Genomic DNA, 20,731 nt, shown 5'->3' on the forward strand with positions numbered 1-20,731 from the left:
ATCTACAACACCGACCGTGTACACCAGGGCCGACGGATCCGGGGCCTGACGCCCCAGCAGGCTCTGACCGACCCTAAGCTATGGCTCTAAGCACCCGGAGGCGTCGCTACCACTCGGGGAGAGGACACCCTAGTCGGCCGACTCAGGGGAGCCCTAGCCGGTCGTCCCACTGGCTCGCCACCCGCCTGGCGGCGACGTTGAAGGCAGCCAGCCGGATACCAGATAAGCCGGTGCCGAGCGATCGGCACCCAACATCTGGGCAACATCAGCTTCGCGCAAAGCCTCGCCAAGCGGTATACTCGCCAAGACCCGCCAGGTCTTTCTCTACATCTTCTATCGGAGGCTCCTCTACAACCCTTGTCCAGGCGGAAGCGGATGGTCGGACTCGACCTCGGAACCAGCAAGGTGGCCGCGGTCATCGCCGAGGGTGATGAGTACGGCCAGCTCAACGTAACAGGCGTCGGAGAGGCTCCTTGCGAGGGGCTGCGCAAGGGCTCGGTGGTGAACATCGAGAAGACGGTGCAGGCTGTCCAGCAAGCAATCCTTATCGCTGAGCGCATGGCGGGCGTGCGGAGCGAGGGGGTGATAGTCTCCCTCGGCGGACCCCAGATCCTCTCGCGGACGGGCCAGGGGGTGATAGCCGTGAGCCGCCCCGACCACGAGATCGGTCAGGACGACGTCGACCGCGTGGTCGAGGCTTCCCGCGCGATCAGCATCCCGAACGACCGCCAGGTCATCCACGTCCTGCCACGTGGCTTCAAGGTCGACAGCCAGGAAGGCGTGAAGGAGGCGGTGGGAATGAACGGCCGCCGCCTGGAAGTCGAGACCCAGATAGTCACCGGGTCCGGCACAGCTGTGCAGAACGTCATCAAGTGCGTCCATCAGAGCGGTCTCGATGTGGACGAGGTGGTCACGCAAGGGCTGGCCTCGGGCGAGGGCGTGCTCACCGCGAATGAGATGGACCTGGGCGTCTGTCTCATCGACATCGGGGCCGGCACGAGTGACGTCGCGCTCTATGAGGAGAGCTCTCCGATGCACGTGGCGGTTCTGCCGGTGGGCGGCAATCATGTGACCAACGACATAGCCATTGGTCTTCGCACCACTCTGAACGAGGCGGAGATGTTGAAGCTCAACTACGGGCACACCCTGCCGGAGGTGATCCCTCACGAGGAGAGGATCGACGTGCGCCAGGTCGGCGGCGATCGCCTGCAGCCGACCCCCAGGCGGTTCTTGGCTGAGATCATCGGTCCCCGTATGCGCGAGATCTTCCACCTCGCCTGGGAGGAGGTGAGGCGGAGCGGATACGAGGGGCCGCTGCCGGCAGGCGTGGTGGTGACGGGCGGCGGAGCTCGCTTGATGGGCACCACCGACGCGGCGCTGGCGGTGTTCGACACTTCGGTGCGCGTGGGCCTGCCGACAGGTGTCGGCGGCCTCGCCGATCGGGTCGCAGCGCCTTCCTTCGCGGCCGCAGTCGGCCTCTGCAAGTGGGGCCAGCGGGCGCAGCCGGCGGCCGGCCGCAGCCAGGCGGAGACCGCCGCCTTCGCCGGCGCTTACCAGAAGACAGTGAGATGGCTCCGTGACTTTTTCTAGGTGCGGCGCCAGCGACGGAAATCTATCCAAGGGATTCAGATTGCGATCCAGCTGGGGTTTTTGAACGAAATGCAGGAGGAGACCATGCAAGCTTTCGACAGGCAGGACGGCAGGGCTCGGATCAAGGTCATCGGCTGCGGCGGAGGCGGCGGCAACGCGGTCAATCGCATGATCTCGGCCGCTGTGAAAGGCGTCGACTTCATAGCCGTCAACACCGACATGCAGGCGCTGGAGCGCTGCAATGCCGACATCAAAGTCAACATCGGGCGCAAGCTGACCCGCGGGCTCGGCTCCGGCGGCGACTGGACCAAGGGCCGCGACGCGGCGGAGGAGAGCCGGGCGGAGCTGAGCGAGCTGGTCAAGGACTGCGACATGGTGTTCATCACCGCCGGCATGGGCGGTGGCACGGGCACCGGCTCCTCAGCGGTGATCGCCAACCTGGCCAAGGCGGAGGGCGCTCTCACCATCGGAGTCGTCACCCGGCCCTTCCGCTGGGAAGGCAAGGTGCGCAACGAATCGGCCGAGGAAGGCGTCAAGCTGCTGCGCGACAACGTCGACGCACTGATAGTTATCCCCAACGATCGCCTGACCCAGGTCGTGGACAAAAAGAGCACGCTGGAGGACGCTTTCCGGATCGCCGACGACGTGCTCCGGCAGGGTGTCCAAGGCATCGCCGACCTGATAGTCAACTCGGGCCTGATCAACCTCGACTTCGCCGACGTGAAGGCGGTGATGCTGGACACTGGCGAGGCGCTGATGGGCATCGGTTACGGCTCCGGCGACACCCGGGCCGAGGACGCGGCCAAGGACGCGGTCTCCAGCCCTCTGCTGGAAACCTCCATCGATGGCGCGCAGGGGATCCTGCTCAACATCACGGCTGGCAAGGACATCACGCTGTTCGAGTGCGAAAAGGCAGCCGAGATAGTGAAGGCCTCCGCCGACCCGGGCGCCAACATCTTCTTCGGCGTGGTAAATGACGAGCGCATGCAGGGTGAGGTCAAGATCACCGTCATCGCGACCGGGTTTGGCAAGAACAAGCGCCAGCAGGCAGGACAGACTCTGGCCAGCGACAGCACCACAGTCGAGTATTCGCGGCCTCTCGCCGAGAGCCGTCCCGCTTATCAGGCGGATGCCGACGATCTCAGCATCCCCGCCTTCATGCGCCCTCGTCGCTAGTGGGCTGTAACTGTCGGATGTGGAGCAGGCCGCAGGCTCGGAGACCGGCGTTCCAGGCGGGTGGTGCCAAGGATCGGGTGGCGCAAGGAGGAGCCCATCTCAAGATGGGTGACGACGCGCGCCGGGCCCCCTTGCTTAGGGGGCCCCGCTTGCGGGGAATGGAGCGCCGGCATCGGCGAGCGAAGCGAGCCCGCCCGTCTGGGGCGTCGGCTGTTCCATATTCGGCAGTTACTGTCCACTAGTGATCTAAGACCTCTCCGATGCGCTGTCCGTTCTGTGGCCACCCCGAGCTCAAGGTCGTCGATTCGCGCGACTCCGAGGTCGGGGAGGCCATCCGGCGCCGGCGTGAGTGCCTGGGCTGCGAACAGCGCTTCACCACGTATGAGCGGATCGAGACAGTGCCCTTCTACGTGATCAAGAAGGACGGACGGCGGGAGGATTTCGACCCCCCCAAGCTCTTCACCGGCCTGAAGAAGGCGACCGATAAGCGCGATATCTCGCCTGAGAAGCTGCAGACCATGGTGGCGCAGATCGAGTCTGAGCTCCGTCGCACAGGCCGGGTGGAGATCCCCAGCACCGACATCGGGGAGATGGTGATGAGCCGGCTCAAAGATCTCGACGAAGTGGCCTACATCCGCTTCGCCTCGGTCTACCGCCAGTTCATGGACCTCCAGGATGTGCGGGGCGAGATCGACAAGGTGCTCTCGAGCCGCCAGCGTCAAAAGGCGGCCCGCTAAGCCCAGCCGCAAGCGGTAGGTTGGGAACCGACCGAGTGTCGCGGGCGCCGAACCTCGTCCGATCGCCATCGGCAGGGGAGGGACTGACATGACCAAGCACGAGACCAGCAGCGGCCGCACTGTCGTCGCCAACATCTCGCTTTCACTGGACGGGCGCGTGAACGGCCGCGAAGGCGACTACGACATGGGCTGGATAGTCTCCCACGCCATCACCGATGCATCGCGGCAACACATGGTGCGCATGACGAGCACGGCCACGACGGTGCTGCTCGGCCGCAAGAATTATCAGGGGTTTGGTGCCTATTGGCCGGCCGTCGCGATGGACGAGAACGCCGACCCGCGCGATCGCACTTTCGCGCAGTGGCTCGACTCGGTCGAAAAGGTCGTCTTGTCGTCGACTCTCACGGACGCCGCCTGGTCCAACTCCCGCATCGTCGATAGAGACCCGGCCGCAGAGGTCAAGCAGCTGCGTCAGCAAGGCGAAGGGAACATCATCGTGCTCGCCAGCGTCAGCGTCATCAGGAACCTTCTTCACGCCGGCGAGCTCGATCGGCTGAGCATCACGCTCTGCCCTGAGCTGGTCGGCGGCGGTGTCCGACTTTTCGAGGATGGTTTGCCTGCTTCGTCGTGGACCCTCACGGATATTTCGAGGACCGAATCTGACGCCCTCTGCCTCCTCTACGACAGGGTCCGATAACTCTTGGAGTGCCTGGCGCCCGTTGGCACGGTCCTTCTGTCACGCCGGCCAAGGGCCTGCGGCCGCTCTCCAGCCAATCGCTACAGTCCACTAGAGGGCTGTAACTGTCGGATGTGGAGCAGGCCGCAGGCTCGGAGACCGGCGTTCCAGGCGGGTGGTGCCAAGGATCGGGTGGCGCAAGGAGGACCCCATCTCAAGATGGGTGACGACGCGCGCCGGGCCCCCTTGCTTAGGGGGCCCCGCTTGCGGGGAATGGAGCGCCGGCATCGGCGAGCGAAGCGAGCCCGCCCGTCTGGGGCGTCGGATGCTCCATATTCGGCTGTTACAGTCCACTAGATGGATTGGTTGGGATGGTTCATCCCCCGTGGACTGCTGCATCGGCCGGTTACGGAGAGCCTGGCGCCGCCGGATCCCTCCGATTTGACCCAGCTCGACGAACTTCGCGACCTCGGCTCCCGGCTGGAGCTCCCACATCCGGTGAGCGCTTTGTTGGAGTTCGCAAGCGAGAAGGAAGCTCTCTCGGCAGTTGACGCACTGGGGAGAGACGGTTTTGCCTGCAAGGTGCGGGCGCTACCGAACGGTCGCTGGAGCCTGCGCGCCACGAGCACGCTCGTCCCCACGCCGGGCACCATCACCCGCCTTCGGGAGCGGCTCAGCGCCAGCTGCGAGACGTTGAACGGCACCTACGTCGGCTGGGATGCGCCGCCTGTCTACTGAGCTCGCCTCGGGCCAGGTACCGGCGGTGCTGCAGCTGCCGCCGCTGGCCGCCATCGCCGGCCTGAAGCATGGTTTCTCCACTCTGACGCTGGGCTCGATGGCCAGGATCGTCGGCGGCGCCGACAGCCGCACGCCGGCTCGTCGAGCGCTGGCCGAGGAGCTGACGCTGCCGCCTGAGAACGTGGTCACGGCGGGGGCTGTGCACGGTTCCCGAGTCGCCCGCGTGGACGAACCTCAAGACCTGGTGCCCCAGACTGACGGTCTGGTCACCGACCGGGTTGGCCTGGGCCTCCTGGTGACCGCTGCAGACTGCTATCCGGTCCTCCTCTTCGATCCTGTGCGCAGGGCCGTGGGCCTCGCTCATGCCGGCTGGCGGGGGACCGCAGCCGGCATCGCAGCCAAGGTCGTGGGCACCCTGGCCCTTCACTTCGGCAGCCGCCCGGCCGACCTCCTGGCGGGCCTGGGGCCAGGCATCTGCGGCAGGTGCTACCAGGTGCCGCCGGAGGTCGCGGCTCACTTCGAGCGCCGCTTCGTGAGGCCGGCCGCCACGCCTAGCAGGTTTCAGCTCGACCTAAGGGCGGCCAACCGCCGCCACCTGGAGCGCGCCGGCGTCCTTCCGAACCAGGTCTTCGAGCATCCGGCCTGCACCTACGAGAGCAGCTTTCTCGCCTCGCACAGGCGCCGCCCTGACGGTTCGCGCTGCGCCTGCCTGGTAGCCCTTGCCTGAGGCCGGCGTCGACGACCAGACGATCGCTGAGCGGCTCGTCGGGGTCCGGCGGCGCATCGAGCAGGCTGGCGGCGACCCCAGCGCCATCGAGATAGTGGCTGCCACGAAGCGCCAGTCCCCCGCAGCATGCCGAGCGGCGCTGGCTGCCGGTCTGACTGCCCTTGGCGAGAACCGGGTGCAGGAGGCGCTGGCGAAGATGCCTCAAGTGGCCGGCGCCAGCTGGCACCTGATCGGCAATCTGCAGAGCAACAAGGTCAAGCACGCCGGCCGCTTCCAGCTCCTGCAGTCGCTGGATTCCCTCCGTCTGGCCGAGGCGCTCAGCCAACTGCCCGCGGCTCCGCAGGCGCTGCTGCAGGTCAACGTGGCTCGGGAGGAGCAGAAACACGGCGTCCTCCCTGAAGCGGCGGTGGCGACGGCTGTCGCCGTGGCCGGAGTCATCGAGCTTCGGGGCTTCATGGCGATGGGTGCCGGAGGCGGGGGGGCGGAGGCAAGTTTCCAGGAGCTGCGGCGGCTTCGGGATGAGACCGAACAGCGGCTGGGCCGACCTTTGCCTGTCCTCTCCATGGGCATGAGCGGGGACCTGGAGGCGGCGGTGCGAGCAGGCAGCACAATGCTTCGGCTCGGGGCTGTGCTTTTTGGACCCCGTAGCTTGGAGCAGCGATGACAAGTACAGTGACCCTCCTGCAGGCCTTTCTCTGGGCCTTCCTCCTCTGCCTGGTGGTACGCGGCTTCTTCAGCTTCTTGGAGCCTTACCCGCGCAACCAGATCCACCTGATCACCGTCCGTATCACCGAGCCTGTGCTGGGGCCTGTTCGCCGCGTGATCCCGCCGATGGGTGGCTTCGACCTCTCCTTCGTGGTCGTCTTCTTCGGGATCCAGCTCCTGGTCCAGCTGCTGGGCCGCCTCGTCCGCTAGGCGCCCACACCCACTGACGACCCGGTCGCCGCCGCGTCGTGAGTCAACCCTTGACGCAGGTATAGGCGCCGTACACGGACTGACGGAAATCGGCCGTCACTATCTCCAAGCCAGCGGCGGCCAGCATCGGTTCCAGCAGCCAACGGAAAGTGCTGTGCTCGGTGCGGATGTGGGTGCTGAAGTCCTCGCGGGTGTAGCCCTTGGTGGGATCGTCCACTGCGCCGTCGAGCCATCGGCTGAGCACATCGTCGGCTTGAGATGGCTGGAAGTCGTAGATCAGATCATGCAATCGCAGGACACCGTTTGGCTTCAACATCCGGCCGATGCGATCGAGGGCGACAGCCTTCCAGAAGTCGGGTAGGTGATGGAGCGCGTTGCGGCTGTACACGGCGTCGACCGGTGGTCCGGAGTGGTCGTAGCTGAGAAACCCAGCCTGTACGCCGTGAAGGTTCGATAGTCCAGCCTCGGCCGCTCGCTTGCGCAGCACGCTCATCATCACCGGCGAGACGTCGATCGCGACAACGCGGCCGAAGTCACGCGCGGCAGCGATTGCAAATCGCCCGGTCCCGGCGCCCATGTCGATAAGGGTCGAGGTCCGCCCCCGAACGTGCGCCTGGAGCACGGCCAGATCCTCGCTGGGGTCGGGTTTTCCTTGCTTGTGATCGTAACCAGCGACAAAGGCAGGGTCGCGATGTTCTGGGCCCGAGTACGCCAATTCATCAATCAGCCAGGGCCTGACCACAGTCTGATCATGACTCAGCAGGCCAGGCGCTGGCGGTGCCAGCGGGGACCAGCACCGCGGGCGTGGACCGATCAGCGCCGTGACCACCGGCCGGCCCCGTTTTTCTGGGGATCCGATCGTCGACCCTCGCTGCCGGGCGCCGGTACACTTAGCAGCGTCGTCCGGCGTCGAAGGAGACAGGTAGGCCTCTCTTTTCACCGCTCACAGAGAGCTCGCGCAGCTGAGATGCGAGCAGCGGGCAGGAGGCTGAGATCACTCCGGAGCCGGAGCCACATGAGAGTCCGCTGTCAGGCGGGAACCTGGGTGGTACCGCGGGCCGTCAGGGCTCGTCCCAGATCAACTTTCTGAAGGACGGCCACATGCAGACGGAGAAGCGGTTTCAAGAGGTTTCGCCCCGAGTCCATTTCCCGGACCTGGAGCGGGAAGTGATGGCGCTCTGGGCGGAAGAGGACACCTTCCGCCGCAGCCTGGCGCACCGCCGTGGGGGCAAGCCTTTCGTCTTCTACGAGGGACCGCCCACCGCCAACGGCCGGCCGGGGACCCACCACGTCCTGGCCCGCGCCTTCAAGGACCTGTTCGGCCGCTACCAGACGATGAAAGGCCGCTACGTCGAGCGCAAGGCAGGTTGGGACACCCATGGCCTGCCGGTGGAGCTGGAGGTGGAAAAGAAGCTGGGTGTCTCCGGCAAGCAGCAGATCGAGGATTTCGGCATCGAAGAGTTCAACCGGCTCTGCCGCGAGAGTGTCTACGAGTACGTCTCCGATTGGCGCGCATTCTCCGAGCGCATGGCCTTCTGGCTCGACTACGACGCGGCCTACTGGACGCTCGACAGCGACTACATCCAGTCAGTCTGGTGGGCACTGAAGAGCATCTGGGATCGCGGTCTCATCTACAAGGGCTTCAAAGTCGCCCCCTACTGTCCCCGCTGCGCCACTCCGCTCTCCAGCCACGAGCTGGCCCAGGGCTACGAGGACGACGTCCCCGACCCCAGCGTCTATGTGCGCTTCCGCCTGAAGCAGCAGCCCAACACTTTCCTGCTGGCCTGGACCACGACTCCCTGGACCCTGCCCGGCAACGTGGCCCTGGCGGTCGGCCGCGACCTCGATTACGTACTGGTCCAAAAGCGAAGCACCGGCGCCGGCTCCAGCGAGCCGGTCGAGAAGCTGATTCTGGCGGAGGCGAGACAGGAGTTGCTGCAGGGCGACTACGAGGTGCTGAAGCGCTTCACAGGCCAGGAGCTGCTCGACCTCGACTACGAGCCGCTCTTTCCTTATCTGCCGCCCGAGCAGCGCGCCTTCTACGTCATCGACGCCGACTTCGTCTCGACCGCGGAGGGCACGGGTGTGGTCCACACAGCTGCTGCGTACGGCGCCGACGACCTCCGCGTCTGCCAGGAGAAGGGCATTCCTATCCGCCACACTGTCGACCTCCGCGGTCGCATGGTGCCCCAGGTGGAGGCCTTCGCAGGCATGTTCGTCAAGGACGCCGATCCTTACATCATCGCCGACCTCCGCGAACGCGGCTTGGTCTACCGGGAGGAGCAGATCCGCCACACGTATCCGTTCTGCTGGCGGTGCGGAACGCCGCTCATCTACTACGCGCTGGACAGCTGGTACGTGCAAACGACGGCTGTCAAGGATGAGCTCGTGGCCAACAACCTCGCCGCCAACTGGGTGCCAGCGCATGTGAGGACCGGGCGCATGGGCGACTGGCTGGAGCACAACGTCGATTGGGCCATCTCGCGGACTCGGTACTGGGGCACGCCGCTGCCTTTTTGGATCTGCAGCTGCGGCGAGCGGCGCTGCGTAGCCTCGGCCGAGGAGCTGGGTTTGCCGCCGGAGACCGATCTGCACAGACCGTATATCGATGCCGTGAAGCTGCCCTGCCGCAAGTGTGGCGGGCAGATGGAGCGCGTGCCCGACGTGCTCGATGGCTGGTTCGACTCGGGCTCCATGCCCTTTGCCCAGCGCGGGTATCCCAGGACCGGCGCCGACGAGTTCCAGCAAACCTTCCCGGCTGACTTCATCACGGAGGCCCAGGACCAGACCCGCGGCTGGTTCTATTCACTGCTCGCCATCTCGACGCTGCTCTTTCGCCAGAACGCCTACCGCAACGTCATCTGCCTGGGCATGATAGTGGACGATCAGGGCCAGAAGATGAGCAAGTCCCGCGGCAACATCCTGGACCCGACCAAGCTGTTCGACCAGTTCGGCGCCGACGCTGTGCGCTGGCACTTCTTCGTCTCCCCGGTGGGGGAGGATCAACGGCTCGGCCCCAAGACCCTGCAGAACGTCGTCAGGCAGTTCCTGCTGACCCTCTGGAACGTGTATTCGTTCTTCGTGACCTACGCCAACATCGATGGCTTCTCGCCGGAGTCACCAGAGGTGCCGCTCTCGCAACGGCCGGTACTGGACCGCTGGCTGCTCTCCCGGCTGGACCATCTGGTGGAGACCGTCGATCACGATCTCGAGCACTACGACGTCAACGGGGCGGCCCGGCCGTTGCAAGCGTTCGTGGAGGAGCTCTCCAACTGGTACGTGCGCCGGTCGCGGCGCCGCTTCTGGAAGTCCGAATCCGATGCTGACAAGCTCTCCGCCTATCAGACGCTCTACCAGACGCTGGTCAGCCTCTCCCGGCTGCTGGCGCCATTCCTGCCCTTCGTGGCCGAGTCGCTGCACCGCAACCTCTGCGCCGGCGCCAGCGTCCACCTGGCGGACTTCCCAACTGCTTCCGGCTCGGCGCAGGACGCCCAGCTCGAACAGGAGATGGCCGAGGCGCGGCAGGCGGTGGTGGAGGGCCTGGCCGCCCGCGACTCAGCCCGGCTCAAGGTGCGCCAGCCGCTTCAGTCGGTGACCCTGCCCGGCGAGTTCAGGCCCGAGCTGGCTGCGATCATCGGCGACGAGCTCAACGTCAAGGAGGTTCGCAGCGGACCTCAGTTCCTGCTCGATACCGAGATCAGCGAGGAGCTGCGGCTGGAGGGCCTGGCGCGGGATCTGATCCGGAGGGTGCAGGATCTGCGCAAGCAGAGCGGTCTCCAGATCGAAGACCGCATAGTCCTGTTCCTGGCCGGGGCTGGAGACTGGCCTCAAGTGATCAGTCACTTCGGTGGCGTGGTGGCAGCCGAAACGCTGGCGCGCGAAGTCGTCGAACAGCGCCCGCCTGAGCTGGCAGGCGCTGAGATCGGAGAGGACCTCTGGATAGGGCTCAAACGCGCGAGCTGAGCTCGGGCCGCGTGCTGTTCGCGGTGGTGGCTGTGGTCGTCCTCGCCGTGGACCGAGTTACGAAGGGTCTCGTCACTGCCAACGTGACGCCAGGCACGGCGCTCTCAGCCGGACCTGGCGTGCAGATTGTGAACACCCACAATTCAGGGGCAGCCTTCAGCCTGGCCCCCAACGCCACCCTGTTCTTCCTGGTCGCCTCGCTGGTGGTCGCCGGCGGCCTGCTCTACTACGTCGTTCGCAATCCGGTGGGATCAGCGCTGGGCGGCACGCTGGGGCTGGTCATGGGTGGGGCCCTCGGCAACGGTTACGACCGGCTGGTCCATGGCACAGTCACAGACTTCATTGCGGTGTTCTTCTGGCCGGTCTTCAACGTCGCTGACTCAGCGATCACGCTTGGCGTCCTGCTGCTGCTCTTCGGGTATCTGCGACGTCAGCGAAGCGCTTGACGGCCGGCGAAGCTGCGGCCGGCCGGCTGGACCGCGCCCTCGCCTTGCTCGATCCGAACCTGAGCCGGAGCACCGCGGCCAGGCTGGCCCGATCTGGGCTGGTGCGGCTCAACGGGGCTGCCGCCAAGCCGGCCGACGCCGTCCGCCCGGGCGATGTGTTGGAGTACAGCCGACCTGAGCGGGTGACGGGCCAGCCGGCGGCGGAGAGCATCCCGCTGCGCTTGATTCACGACGACCCCGATTTCGTGGTCGTGGACAAACCGCCCGGCATGGTGGTTCATCCCGCCCCCGGCCATTCCAGCGGCACCCTCGTCAACGCGCTGCTGGGACTGGGCGGAGAGTGGTCCTTCGCCGGCGGCGAGGCCCGCCCCGGGATCGTCCACCGACTCGACAAGGGCACCTCGGGCCTGATCCTCGCGGCCCGCAACGACGTGGCCCACCGGGCGCTGGCCGCACAGCTGGCGGCGCGCACACTGAGCAGGACCTACCTGGCGATCGTCAGGGGCGTCCCGGCGAAGACCTCCGGCATCCTGGAGGGCCCCATCGGCCGGGATTCGACGAACCGCCTGCGGATGGCGGTGGTGGCCGGCGGCCGCCCGGCGCGCACCCGCTACCAGGTGCTGGAGAAGAGGCCAGGTCACACGCTCGTCTGCTGCGACCTGGAAACCGGAAGGACCCATCAGATCCGCGTCCATCTGACGGCGCTCGGACATCCCTTGGCAGGTGACGATCTCTATGGCGGCGTTCGTCAGGGCGAGCCGCCGAGGCCACTTCTTCACGCCTGGCGCCTTCGTCTGCGGCATCCGCTGACCGATGAGCCCTTGAGCTTTGAGGCGCCGCCACCCGACGACTTCACCACCTTTTGGGAGGGTTTGTGAACGCCGTCCCCGCCACCGCCGATGCTCTCCTGGTGGTGATCTCGGGCCCTGGTGGGGTGGGCAAGGACACGCTCATCGAGATGCTACTGCGGCGCAATCCGAGCCTGCGCTACTCGGTCTCCTACACGACCCGGCCAAGGCGCGACTACGAGGTGGACGGCGAGCACTACAGCTTCGTCAGCGTGCCGGAGTTCGCGTCTCTCATCGAGGCCGGCGAGCTGCTCGAGCACGCCAGGGTCGGCGGCCACTTCTACGGCACCTCCGCGAGGCGGGTGGAGGAGATCCAGGGCGCCGGGGTGGACGTCATCCTGAAGATCGATGTGCAGGGTGCCGAGCAGGTGCGCCAGCGGCGGCCTGACGGCGTCTACATTTTTGTTCTGCCGCCTTCCATGGAGGAGTTGACCCGTCGACGGCAGGAGCGCGGCGATCCGGCCCGGCTCAACCTTGAGCGACAGCGGCTGGCCGAGTGGGAGATGGGCTTCGTCGATCACTATGACCACGCGATAGTGAATGACGACGCCGAGAGGGCTGTGGCTGAGTTGGAGGCGCTGCTGGAGCGAGAGCGCGTCCGGCGGCGCAGTCGATAGTGGCGCTCTACGCCGAGGTCGCTGTCGAGGCGGCGCGTTCCCTCGGTCGGGAGGCGTACACCTACGCGGTCCCAACAGCTGTGGATGTTGTGCCAGGGCATCGCGTCTGGGTCCCGTTCGGGCCGCGCGGCTCGTATGGCTATGTCCTCAAAGTCCACAGCTGGACGCCGGACCGCTCTGTCAAGGACATCGAAAGGGCCGACGCCGAGCCGCTCCTGCAGCCCCATCACCTGCAGTTGGCGCGCCTGGTGGCCGACCACTATTGGGCGCCGCTGATCGAGTGCCTGCGCGCGTTCCTGCCGCCGCGGGTGCGGCTGGGACGTTCCAGCGGAGCCGGGCCGTCGAGCCGCCAGACCCGGCACAGCCGCCTGCTGCAGGTGGCCCTACCCAGCGGACCGGCTCAGGCCGGTCCTGAGCTGAGTTGGGAGCAGGCTGCCGCCGTGCAGGCAAGCCGGGAATCCTCGGCGGTGCTTCTGCATGGAGTCACCGCCAGCGGCAAGACGGAGGTCTACCTGCGCGCGGCGGAGGAGGCGCTCAGCCAAGGCCTGCGCGTGCTGCTGCTGGTCCCTGAGATCTCCCTCTCGCCCCAGCTGGTGACTCGGGTGGTCGGCCGCCTCGGCCGGCCGGCAGCCGTCCTCCACAGCCAGCTGACCGACCTGGAGCGGGCTCAGCAGTGGTGGCGCATCCGGCGAGGCGAGGTAGACGTGGTGGTCGGCAGCCGCTCGGCCATCTTCGCGCCGATCGCGCGCCTGGGCCTGATCTGCGTGGACGAGGAGGGCTCCAGCGCCTACAAGCAGGACCGCACGCCCCGTTACGAGGCCTCCTGGGTGGCGCGCCGGCTGGCCGAAGTCACCGCTGCCCGCCTCATCCTCGGCTCCGCCACGCCCAGCCTCAGTGCCTATGCCGAGGCGCAGTCAGGCAAGCTGCGGTTGGCTGAGCTGCGCCGGCGTGTGGTGGGCCGGCCGGCACAGGTGGAACTTGTAGACATGCGCCGGGAAGCCCGCTACGGGAGCCGCCTACCCATCAGCCGGCGGTTGCACACTGTGCTGGAGCAGAGCCTGGTCCAGGGCGAGCAGGCGATCCTCTTCTTGAACCGCCGCGGCGCCGCCACCTTCGTCCTCTGCCAGGACTGCGGCGCGTCGGTCGGCTGCCCCGGCTGTTCGGTCGCCATGGTGGAGCACCTGGAGCTGGCTGCGCTCTCCTGCCACTATTGCGGCTACAGCCGGCCGGTGCCCGAATACTGCCAGCACTGCGGCTCCCGGCAGATCCGCGGCCTGGGTGTGGGGACGCAGCGCCTGGAGGGGATGGTCAAGAAGCTCTGGCCGGAAAAGCGGGTTCTCCGCCTGGACAGGGATTCCAGCCGGGGACCTGACGGCTACCTGGACGTGCTGGAGGCCTTCAGCGAGGGCCGGGCGGACGTTCTCGTGGGGACCCAGCTGGTTGCCCGCGGCCTGGACTTGGAGCGGGTCACGGCAGTGGGTGTGATCGATGCCGACCTGCCCCTTCACTTTCCCGACTACCGCTCGGCCGAGGCGACATTCGCACTGTTGAGCCAAGTCGCCGGCCGGGCCGGCCGCGGCGCTCGGTCCGCCACTGTCGTGGTTCAGACCTCCAATCCCGATCATTACTCGCTGCGGCGGGCGGCCGAGGGAGATTACGCGGGCTTCGCGGCGGCCGAGCTGCCGTCTCGCCAGCGCTTCCAATTCCCTCCTTTCACGGAGCTCGCGGTCCTTACCTACAGCCATCGCGACGACGATCAGGCGGCGACGGTGACGCGCGACGCGGCCGAGGCTCTCGCCGCCGCGCTGGTCAAAGAGCACCTGGCGGGAATCCGGGTGCAGGGCCCGGCCCCGGCCTTCCTGCACCAGCTGCGCGGTCAGTACCGCTGGCAGGTGACCCTCAAGGGCGAGGAGCTGGGCCGGATCCGGCCTTTGCTGCCCGGCGGCCGTGGCTGGTCCTTCGACGTGGACCCGGCCGGCTAGACATCCCACGGCTGGATGCGCTCGTTCAGATCCGCGGGGGTAGCCAACAGCTGTGTCAGGTGGGCACCTCAGAGATCGGTTTCGCCTGTCCGGTCCCCGAGCTCTTGAGAAGCCGCGCAGGCATGTTGCGTCCTCCCCCCCGCAGCGCGGGGGGAGGCTCGGAAGGGGGGCGTCAGCGGCCCGCCTTGCCCCGCCGCCCTGTGGTGAGACCTTGCGTCCAAGGTCCGTCAAGCCCCTCTCTCGAGGGCCCAGGAGCTGCGGCGAGATGCCCAGGACCGAAATGGCGGCTCTGGTCCAGCCTGCAAGCCAAGGCCCCCCACCTGCCTCCCCCCGGGGCGGGGGGAGGACGACCTCAACCAAGAGCTCCGTCGAACTCGGGTCAAGGAATGGTTACCGCGCACCTGAGGTTGGGCGCATGGCTGATGCGCCGGTCGAGCGTTACCAGCGGCGCGTCCGTCAGCTCGGCGACAGCGACGTAGCTGGCGTCATAGCTGGAAAGGTTCCTGCGCAGCTCCCAGACCCTCGTGCCGAGGAGCTCGTATGGCCAGAAGTCGATCGTCAGGTCGAGCAAGTCCACATGGGCCTGCGCGGCCTGGTCGGCACTGATGAGCCCGGCGATCTCGTGCCGCCGGATGATGTTGCTGGACTCGAACATGACCAGGCTCGGGGCGCTCAGGCCGGCGCCGGCCAGTGTCTCGGCGACCCATCGTCCGTCCGGGCCTGCGTCGAGGAGCAGGGCAACGACGGCGGAGGCGTCGCAGACTGCCCTGGTGCTCAACGCCTGTCTGCGTCTCGCGCCGCGAGTATCGATTCCGCGCCAGCTCGCGCCCCGGTGGCGGTAACGCGTGCGCGGGCTCGGGCGATGACGTCGTCGACGGATGGGCGTGCGGCGGTGTCCACGAGCATGCCACGTAGATATTCTTGCAGTGACTTGCCGGCGCGGGCAGCACGAGCGGCGAGCTCGTCGCGCACGGCATTCGGAACATCGCGAACGGTGATAACCACACTCATGCAGTCATAGTAACTGCATCGCAGTCGAGTTGCGGCTGTCCGTCTCGGCGCTGCAGGCTAGTACAGCGGGTCACCAGCTCGCTGCGACACCGGGGTTTGGGAGGCTGGGGCGCCGGTAGAATTCTTTGGCCCGATGTCGATCCGTAAGATCCTCGACTTCAAGCATCCGGCCCTGCGCACGAAGGCCAAGAAGGTGGCTCGCGTGGACGGCTCAGCTATCCGCTTGCTGGACGATCTGGTCGAGACGATGTACGCCGCTCCCGGCGCCGGCCTGGCCGCCAACCAGATAGGCGTCACGCTGCGCGCGATAGTGGTGAAGGGCGACGAAAACCAGCACCACGCGCTCATCAACCCTGAGCTGGTCAAGGCTGAGGGCAGCCAGATCGGCTACGAGGGCTGTCTCAGCTACCCCGGCTGGGTGGGCGAGGTGGAGCGGGCCGAGCACGTGGTCGTCAAGGGCCTCAACCGCAAGGGCAAGCCGGTCAGGATCAAGGCCTCAGGTTTTACAGCGCGCGCCTTCCAGCACGAGATCGACCACCTGGACGGCATTCTCTTCACCGACCGCCTGACAAGCCTGGAGACACTGCGTCCCGCGGAGGAGCACGAGGCCGAGCTGGAGGCGGTGGAGGCCTGAGCAGGCTCGTCTTCGCGGGGACGGCGCCGTTCGCCGTACCCGCCCTGCGAGCGCTGACGGCCGCAGGCCATCAGGTGGAGCTGGTCGTGACTCAACCAGATCGACCGGCCAACCGCCTGCAGATGACGGCGCCGGCCGTCAAGCTCGCAGCGCAGGAGCTGGGAGTGCCGGTTTTCCAGCCGGAGCGGCTGCGGGCAGAGGAAGCGGTGAGTCGGATAGCTGCCCTGAAGCCTGAGCTCCTGGTGGTCGCGGCCTACGGCCAGATAGTGCCGGCCCCAGTTCTGTCCATCGCCAGCTGCTGTCCGCTTAACGTCCACGCCTCGCTGCTGCCGCGCTGGCGGGGCGCCGCGCCCGTCGCCTACGCCATCCGGGAGGGTGACAGGGTGACAGGCGTCAGCATCATGGTGATGGACGAGGCGCTTGACCATGGCCCAGTGCTGAGCCGCGAAGAAACCGCCATCGGCCCCCGGGAAGACGCTGTCGAACTGACCTCCCGCTTGGCGCGGCTGGGCGCGGGGCTGCTGGTCGAGACCATCACCCGCCTGCCGGAGATTCAGCCAGAGGACCAGGACCATGCCCGTGCAACCTACGCCGGCAAGCTGAGCCGCACCGACGGCGAGCTGGATTGGTCGCTGGCGGCGGAAGCGCTCGACCGTCATGTGCGCGCCTACCGAACCTGGCCCGGTGTCACAGTTCCCTTCGCCGGCGGCCGGGTGAAGGTTCTGAGCGGACGGCCGCTGTCAGGTGGGGGCGAACCGGGCACCGTTCTGCGAGCCGAGCGCGAGGGCGTTGAAGTGGCCTGCGGCGAGGGCTCCTACCTGCTGGAAGAGGTCCAGTTGCCTGGGCGCAAGCCCATGCCGGCCCGACTGTTGGTGGCAAAACGTGCCTGAGAAGCCGCGGTTCCGCGACGTCGCTGTCAACCGCCGTGCCTACCACGATTACTTCATCGACGAGACCCTGGAGGCAGGCCTGGTCCTGGCCGGGACCGAGGTGAAGTCTCTTCGCGCCGGTCGAGCCAACCTGCGGGAGGGCTTCGTCCGCGTCGACGGGCACGAGGCCTGGCTGGAGAACGTCCACATCAGCGCCTACGAACGGGGTGGCTACACAAACCACGAGCCGATCCGGCCGCGCAAGCTGCTGCTGCACGCAGAGGAGATCGCCGGTCTGATCGGCAAGGTCAAGCAGAAGGGGTACACGCTGATCCCGATCCGGCTCTACTTCGCCCGCAACCGGGCGAAGGTCGAGATCGGTTTGGGGCGGGGCAAAAAGCTCTACGACAAGCGCCAGGCGCTGGCGGCGGCGGACGCCAAGCGGGAGATGGCACGAGCGCTGCGGGGGTAGGTTTCTCGCTTCGCGGAGCGGGTAAGCTTGGGGGGCAACAAGAAGTTCAATGTTGTCCTTGGGGGCGTCCGGTCTCGACGGGGCAAGTGGGCTTTGGGATTGCGAGCCGAAGGCGTGAGCGATACAGCGCAGGCAACACAAATGCCAATAATGAGCGACAGCTCGCCCTCGCTGCGTAAGCAGTAGATGACGAGTTCCCGGGACGTAGGAGCCCGGGCATCGCCCCCGGCGGCGCCGGCCGGTCGGGGTAACGGTGTCACATTTGCCGGCTTGCTCGGGCGGGGGCGCGACGGCCCCGCTCAGGGACTTTCACCGGCGCTGGCCGTCAGGGATCCTGCCGAGAGGAGCCCTGCGGTGAGAGCAAAATCCCGGCTACGCTCGTAGAGATCCCAGGGGACGCTGCTTCGGACGCGGGTTCAACTCCCGCCGCCTCCACCAATTTCTGAACCGGCTTCGGGCTGCAGGTCGATCTTCAACGATCTTGACGCCCGAAGCGGGTAAATGCTACGAAGAACCGCCCGCAAATGCTAGATGGCCGCCGCCTCTAGGACGGCAACGCTGTGGGCGGGATGGACCCGCCTCAGCTCGAAACCACCAGCGCGGAGGAGGTCGTCCCATTCGGCGCGCGTGCGTTCGCGTCCGCCGGCCGCAACCAGCATGTTCAGATCAGAAAACTTCCCTTCAGGCCCCTGGTTTGGGGGCTCGATAATCTGCTCGATTATCAGGAGAAGACTGTCGTCGCGCCCTGCGGCCCGAATCGTCTTGAGGATGCGTGTGGCTTCGGGGTCGTACCAGTCGTGCAGGACGGCCTTCAGAAGGTAGGCGTCGGCGTTCCCGGGGACCGATTCGAAGAAGTCGTCCGCCAGCAGCTTGCACCTGTCGCCGACGCCCGAAGAGGCGATGTAGGCCCGCGCTGCCTTCCTCAATGACACCGACCGACGCCAGGGCGCGAAGCAGGCGATAGAGGGCCTCCTCCTGCGAGCCCGTCGCGGCCGCGAGCTCAGCCACCGGGGCCGAACCTTGCCCCAACCGGTCAGGTATGCCGAGCGTCACTGCCGCGTGGATCGCGTGAGAGACCTGGTACCCGTTGACCAACCGGCGCAGGGTTGCCCGGTTCGTCGATCTGGTGTCATCGGTGCTCGTTGGGAGTCGTGGCCCGTTTCCACGGGGATAAGCAGGCGGGAGGCAACGATCTCATTCGTTGGCGCCAACGCCTGGCAGTATGCCAGCAGGGGATCCCCGGTGCCATGGTGTCCGGGGTTCATCACCTCAGCGGCCGCCGCTGTCGACCTTCACGACGAGCGCGGCGCCCGTGTCGCCGGCGGCACAACCGCTGAACAGGCCCCGGCCGCCGCCGCGCTCGGCCAGCTCCTCCACCAGCTCGATCAGCAGGCGCATACCTGTCGGTCCCTGGGGATGGCCGAAGACGAGCGAGGAGCCGTGGTTGTTGAAGCTGTCCAAGGGCAGGTCGAACTCACGCGAGAAGTACACGTCGTTGACTGCAAAGGGGTTGTGAGTCTTGACAGCCGCCATGTCCTCGATGCCGAGTCCGGCCGCCGCCAGGGCCGCGCGCGCAGCCGGCACCGGCGCCGTCGGCATGAAGCCGGGCTTCACCCGAGCCTGGCCGAAGCTCAGCAGCTGCACCTCGATCGACCCGTCGCGGCTCATCTCCCGCGCCCGCTCCCGGCCGGTCAGGACCAGCCCGCAGTTGCCGTCGGCAGCGTGAGTCTGGCTGCCGTAGGTGACCGTCCCGCCGTCTCTCACAGGCTTCAGCCGCGCCAGGCCTTCGGCAGTGCTCGGAAAGATCCCCTCATCGTCGTGCAGGGTTCCGATCACCTTCCGGCCGCTGGGGTCGCGTAGCTCGACTGGCACCAGATAACGGCTCAGAAACCCGTCGGCGTCGGGGGTTCGGTCGGCGGCGTACTGCTGATAGCGGAGCAGCGTCACCTCATCCTGTTCCTCGCGGCTGATGCTCTCCGCCTCGGCCACGTTCTCAGCAGTGGCGGCCATCGGTCCGGCCTGGGCGAAGGGGTCGTTCTGGAAGTTGTCCCAGACCCACTCTTCAGTCACCCCGCGACCACCCGGGCCACTCGCGTCCGGGTAGTAGATGTGGGGTCCGTTGCTGGTGCGGTCGGCGGCGATGGCCAGGATGCAGCCGGGGCCGCCAGCCGAGTCCACCTCCACAGCTGCGTCCGCGATGATCCTGGCCGACGTGGCGCAGGCCTGCATCACCGTCGGCCCGCTGATGTCAGGATTGCCGATCAGGCCGGCCAACCAGGGTGCGCCATAGAAGCTCTGCGGGGAAGGCACAGTGGTGCCCAGGAAGAGCGCTTGGAAGTCCTTGGCGTCGATCTTCCGCTCGGCCAGCGCTGAGCGCGTGACGGCGGCAGCGAGTTGGATCGGATGCTGCTGGGCCAGGCTGCCCTGCCAGCGAGCGAACGGCGTCGACCAGTAGCCGCCGTAAGGGATGTAGGTCTGCTCGAACTTCATGGCTCCTGGCCTTGCAGGCAGTCGAGGAACTATCGCGCTGCTCCGTAGACTACCCGCCATGACCCAGCCCCGCCCCCCCTGCGCGCTCGTGGTTCCCAAGCAGCGTCCGCCCGCCGATCAGACCCTGCTGCAGACGCCGAGCATCTACGATCGCCACAGCGATTCCTGGCGCGTGCTCCGCTTCGTCTCTGAGTTCGTCGAGGGCTTTGACGCGCTGGCTGATTTGGGGCCGGCCGTCACCTGCTTCGGCTCCGCGCGCGTAAGGCCTGACAATCCGCTCTACCAGCAGGGCCTGCGTGTCGGGGCGGCGCTGGCGCGCCGCGACGTCGCGGTGATCACTGGCGGGGGGCCGGGGATGATGGAGGCCATCAACCGGGGCTGCTTCGAAGCCGGCGGCCTGTCGGTGGGCTGCAACATCGAGCTGCCTCATGAGCAGTCACTCAACGATTACTGCGAGGTGGGGGTCGAATTCCGCTACTTCTTCGTCCGCAAGATGATGTTCGTCAAGTACGCCCAGGGCTTCATCATCTTTCCAGGGGGCTTCGGCACCCTGGACGAGCTGTTCGAGTCCCTCACCCTGGCCCAGACAGGCAAGATCGAGCACTTTCCGGTCATCCTCTTCGGCAGCGCCTACTGGGGAGGACTGCTTGACTGGCTCCAGGAGAAGGCCCTGGACCAGGGCCTGGTGTCACCTGACGACATGTCGCTCCTGACCATCACCGATGATCCCGAGGAGGCGGCTGACCTGGCCACGCGAGGCGCCTTGGAGCCCAGCCACGATGAGAGGAAGGTGGACGCCCAATAGACCTCCAGACAGCTGTTCTGAAGCCAACATTTCTG

Annotated in this window: 22 protein-coding genes, 1 other RNA gene and 1 pseudogene; 18 read left to right on the forward strand and 6 right to left on the reverse strand. The window is 66.8% G+C overall.

The features are described 5' to 3' along the window. The first annotated feature begins 375 nt into the window (after positions 1–375). The 8 genes from ftsA (at position 376) to ACR2MZ_RS12590 (ending at position 6,559) form a co-directional block, all read left to right on the forward strand. The gene (gene ftsA / locus ACR2MZ_RS12555) at positions 376–1,590 is read left to right on the forward strand and encodes a cell division protein FtsA (protein ID WP_434005379.1); all 1,215 of its coding nucleotides are present in this window, start codon (positions 376–378) and stop codon (positions 1,588–1,590) included. 84 nt (positions 1,591–1,674) lie between these two features. Then, positions 1,675–2,766, forward strand: coding sequence for a cell division protein FtsZ (gene ftsZ / locus ACR2MZ_RS12560; protein ID WP_434005380.1), 1,092 nt, complete (start codon positions 1,675–1,677; stop codon positions 2,764–2,766). 260 nt (positions 2,767–3,026) lie between these two features. Then, positions 3,027–3,503 (forward strand): transcriptional regulator NrdR, encoded by a 477-nt coding sequence (nrdR, locus tag ACR2MZ_RS12565; protein WP_434005381.1) that lies wholly within the window; start codon positions 3,027–3,029, stop codon positions 3,501–3,503. Positions 3,504–3,591: 88 nt separating this feature from the next. Then, a complete protein-coding gene (locus ACR2MZ_RS12570) occupies positions 3,592–4,200 on the forward strand; it encodes a dihydrofolate reductase family protein (RefSeq protein ID WP_434005382.1) in 609 nt (202 codons plus the stop codon). 336 nt (positions 4,201–4,536) lie between these two features. Then, positions 4,537–4,917, forward strand: a complete 381-nt coding sequence (locus ACR2MZ_RS12575; RefSeq protein ID WP_434005383.1) for a ribonuclease E inhibitor RraB — start codon at positions 4,537–4,539, stop codon at positions 4,915–4,917. Beyond that, positions 4,898–5,644 (forward strand): peptidoglycan editing factor PgeF, encoded by a 747-nt coding sequence (pgeF, locus tag ACR2MZ_RS12580; protein WP_434005384.1) that lies wholly within the window; start codon positions 4,898–4,900, stop codon positions 5,642–5,644. Before ACR2MZ_RS12575 ends, pgeF begins: the two co-directional genes overlap by 20 nt. Beyond that, the gene (locus tag ACR2MZ_RS12585) at positions 5,637–6,308 is read left to right on the forward strand and encodes a YggS family pyridoxal phosphate-dependent enzyme (RefSeq protein ID WP_434005385.1); all 672 of its coding nucleotides are present in this window, start codon (positions 5,637–5,639) and stop codon (positions 6,306–6,308) included. The genes pgeF and ACR2MZ_RS12585 overlap by 8 nt, the downstream gene beginning before the upstream one ends. Next, positions 6,305–6,559, forward strand: a complete 255-nt coding sequence (locus tag ACR2MZ_RS12590) for a YggT family protein (protein WP_434005386.1) — start codon at positions 6,305–6,307, stop codon at positions 6,557–6,559. The genes ACR2MZ_RS12585 and ACR2MZ_RS12590 overlap by 4 nt, the downstream gene beginning before the upstream one ends. Before the next feature lie 43 nt (positions 6,560–6,602). On the opposite strand, the gene ACR2MZ_RS12595 is transcribed toward ACR2MZ_RS12590, so the two are convergent. Then, complete coding sequence (locus ACR2MZ_RS12595) at positions 6,603–7,181, reverse strand: class I SAM-dependent methyltransferase (protein ID WP_434005387.1); 579 nt, start codon at positions 7,179–7,181, stop codon at positions 6,603–6,605. Positions 7,182–7,660: 479 nt separating this feature from the next. Here ACR2MZ_RS12595 and ileS point away from each other — a divergent pair, with 479 nt between their 5' ends. From ileS to priA, 5 genes are read left to right on the forward strand one after another with little or no spacing between them, the layout of a single operon-like run. After that, positions 7,661–10,522, forward strand: coding sequence for an isoleucine--tRNA ligase (gene ileS, locus ACR2MZ_RS12600; protein ID WP_434005388.1), 2,862 nt, complete (start codon positions 7,661–7,663; stop codon positions 10,520–10,522). A gap of 26 nt (positions 10,523–10,548) precedes the next feature. Next, positions 10,549–10,968 (forward strand): signal peptidase II, encoded by a 420-nt coding sequence (gene lspA, locus ACR2MZ_RS12605; RefSeq protein ID WP_434005389.1) that lies wholly within the window; start codon positions 10,549–10,551, stop codon positions 10,966–10,968. After that, positions 10,965–11,846: an RluA family pseudouridine synthase gene (locus tag ACR2MZ_RS12610; RefSeq protein ID WP_434005390.1), complete on the forward strand. Its 882-nt coding sequence runs from the start codon at positions 10,965–10,967 to the stop codon at positions 11,844–11,846. Before lspA ends, ACR2MZ_RS12610 begins: the two co-directional genes overlap by 4 nt. Further along, a complete protein-coding gene (gmk, locus tag ACR2MZ_RS12615; RefSeq protein WP_434005391.1) occupies positions 11,843–12,433 on the forward strand; it encodes a guanylate kinase in 591 nt (196 codons plus the stop codon). Before ACR2MZ_RS12610 ends, gmk begins: the two co-directional genes overlap by 4 nt. Next, positions 12,433–14,415, forward strand: coding sequence for a replication restart helicase PriA (gene priA, locus ACR2MZ_RS12620; protein WP_434005392.1), 1,983 nt, complete (start codon positions 12,433–12,435; stop codon positions 14,413–14,415). The genes gmk and priA overlap by 1 nt, the downstream gene beginning before the upstream one ends. A 379-nt stretch (positions 14,416–14,794) precedes the next feature. On the opposite strand, the gene ACR2MZ_RS12625 is transcribed toward priA, so the two are convergent. Both ACR2MZ_RS12625 and ACR2MZ_RS12630 read right to left on the reverse strand, forming a co-directional pair. Continuing rightward, entirely contained in the window at positions 14,795–15,193 is a 399-nt protein-coding gene (locus ACR2MZ_RS12625) for a type II toxin-antitoxin system VapC family toxin (RefSeq protein WP_434005393.1), read from the reverse strand. Next, the gene (locus tag ACR2MZ_RS12630) at positions 15,190–15,426 is read right to left on the reverse strand and encodes a FitA-like ribbon-helix-helix domain-containing protein (RefSeq protein ID WP_434005394.1); all 237 of its coding nucleotides are present in this window, start codon (positions 15,424–15,426) and stop codon (positions 15,190–15,192) included. The genes ACR2MZ_RS12625 and ACR2MZ_RS12630 overlap by 4 nt, the downstream gene beginning before the upstream one ends. Before the next feature lie 133 nt (positions 15,427–15,559). On the opposite strand from ACR2MZ_RS12630, the gene def reads away from it, so the two are divergent. From def to ssrA, 4 genes are all read left to right on the forward strand, one after another. After that, positions 15,560–16,060, forward strand: a complete 501-nt coding sequence (gene def, locus ACR2MZ_RS12635) for a peptide deformylase (RefSeq protein ID WP_434005395.1) — start codon at positions 15,560–15,562, stop codon at positions 16,058–16,060. Further along, a complete protein-coding gene (fmt, locus tag ACR2MZ_RS12640; RefSeq protein ID WP_434005420.1) occupies positions 16,057–16,950 on the forward strand; it encodes a methionyl-tRNA formyltransferase in 894 nt (297 codons plus the stop codon). Before def ends, fmt begins: the two co-directional genes overlap by 4 nt. Further along, on the forward strand, positions 16,943–17,401 hold the full coding sequence (gene smpB, locus ACR2MZ_RS12645; protein WP_434005396.1) for an SsrA-binding protein SmpB: 459 nt from the start codon (positions 16,943–16,945) through the stop codon (positions 17,399–17,401). The genes fmt and smpB overlap by 8 nt, the downstream gene beginning before the upstream one ends. Positions 17,402–17,461: 60 nt before the next feature. After that, positions 17,462–17,839: a transfer-messenger RNA gene (gene ssrA, locus ACR2MZ_RS12650) on the forward strand. 89 nt (positions 17,840–17,928) lie between these two features. On the opposite strand, the gene ACR2MZ_RS12655 is transcribed toward ssrA, so the two are convergent. The 3 genes and pseudogenes from ACR2MZ_RS12655 to ACR2MZ_RS12665 all read right to left on the reverse strand — a co-directional run bounded on the left by ACR2MZ_RS12655 (position 17,929) and on the right by ACR2MZ_RS12665 (position 19,891). Then, a complete protein-coding gene (locus ACR2MZ_RS12655) occupies positions 17,929–18,333 on the reverse strand; it encodes a methyltransferase (RefSeq protein ID WP_434005397.1) in 405 nt (134 codons plus the stop codon). 43 nt (positions 18,334–18,376) lie between these two features. Next, positions 18,377–18,454: pseudogene (locus ACR2MZ_RS12660) on the reverse strand (hypothetical protein); the annotation flags it as partial. A gap of 216 nt (positions 18,455–18,670) precedes the next feature. Next, on the reverse strand, positions 18,671–19,891 hold the full coding sequence (locus ACR2MZ_RS12665; protein WP_434005398.1) for a thiolase family protein: 1,221 nt from the start codon (positions 19,889–19,891) through the stop codon (positions 18,671–18,673). A 58-nt stretch (positions 19,892–19,949) separates the two neighbouring features. Here ACR2MZ_RS12665 and ACR2MZ_RS12670 point away from each other — a divergent pair, with 58 nt between their 5' ends. Continuing rightward, positions 19,950–20,696 carry an LOG family protein gene (locus ACR2MZ_RS12670; RefSeq protein WP_434005399.1) on the forward strand — a complete coding sequence of 249 codons (747 nt, stop codon included), beginning with the start codon at positions 19,950–19,952 and terminating at the stop codon, positions 20,694–20,696. Positions 20,697–20,731: the final 35 nt, after the last annotated feature.

The organism is Candidatus Dormiibacter sp. (genome assembly GCF_050999135.1).
In the GTDB taxonomy this organism is placed as follows: domain Bacteria; phylum Chloroflexota; class Dormibacteria; order Dormibacterales; family Dormibacteraceae; genus Dormiibacter; species Dormiibacter spiritus.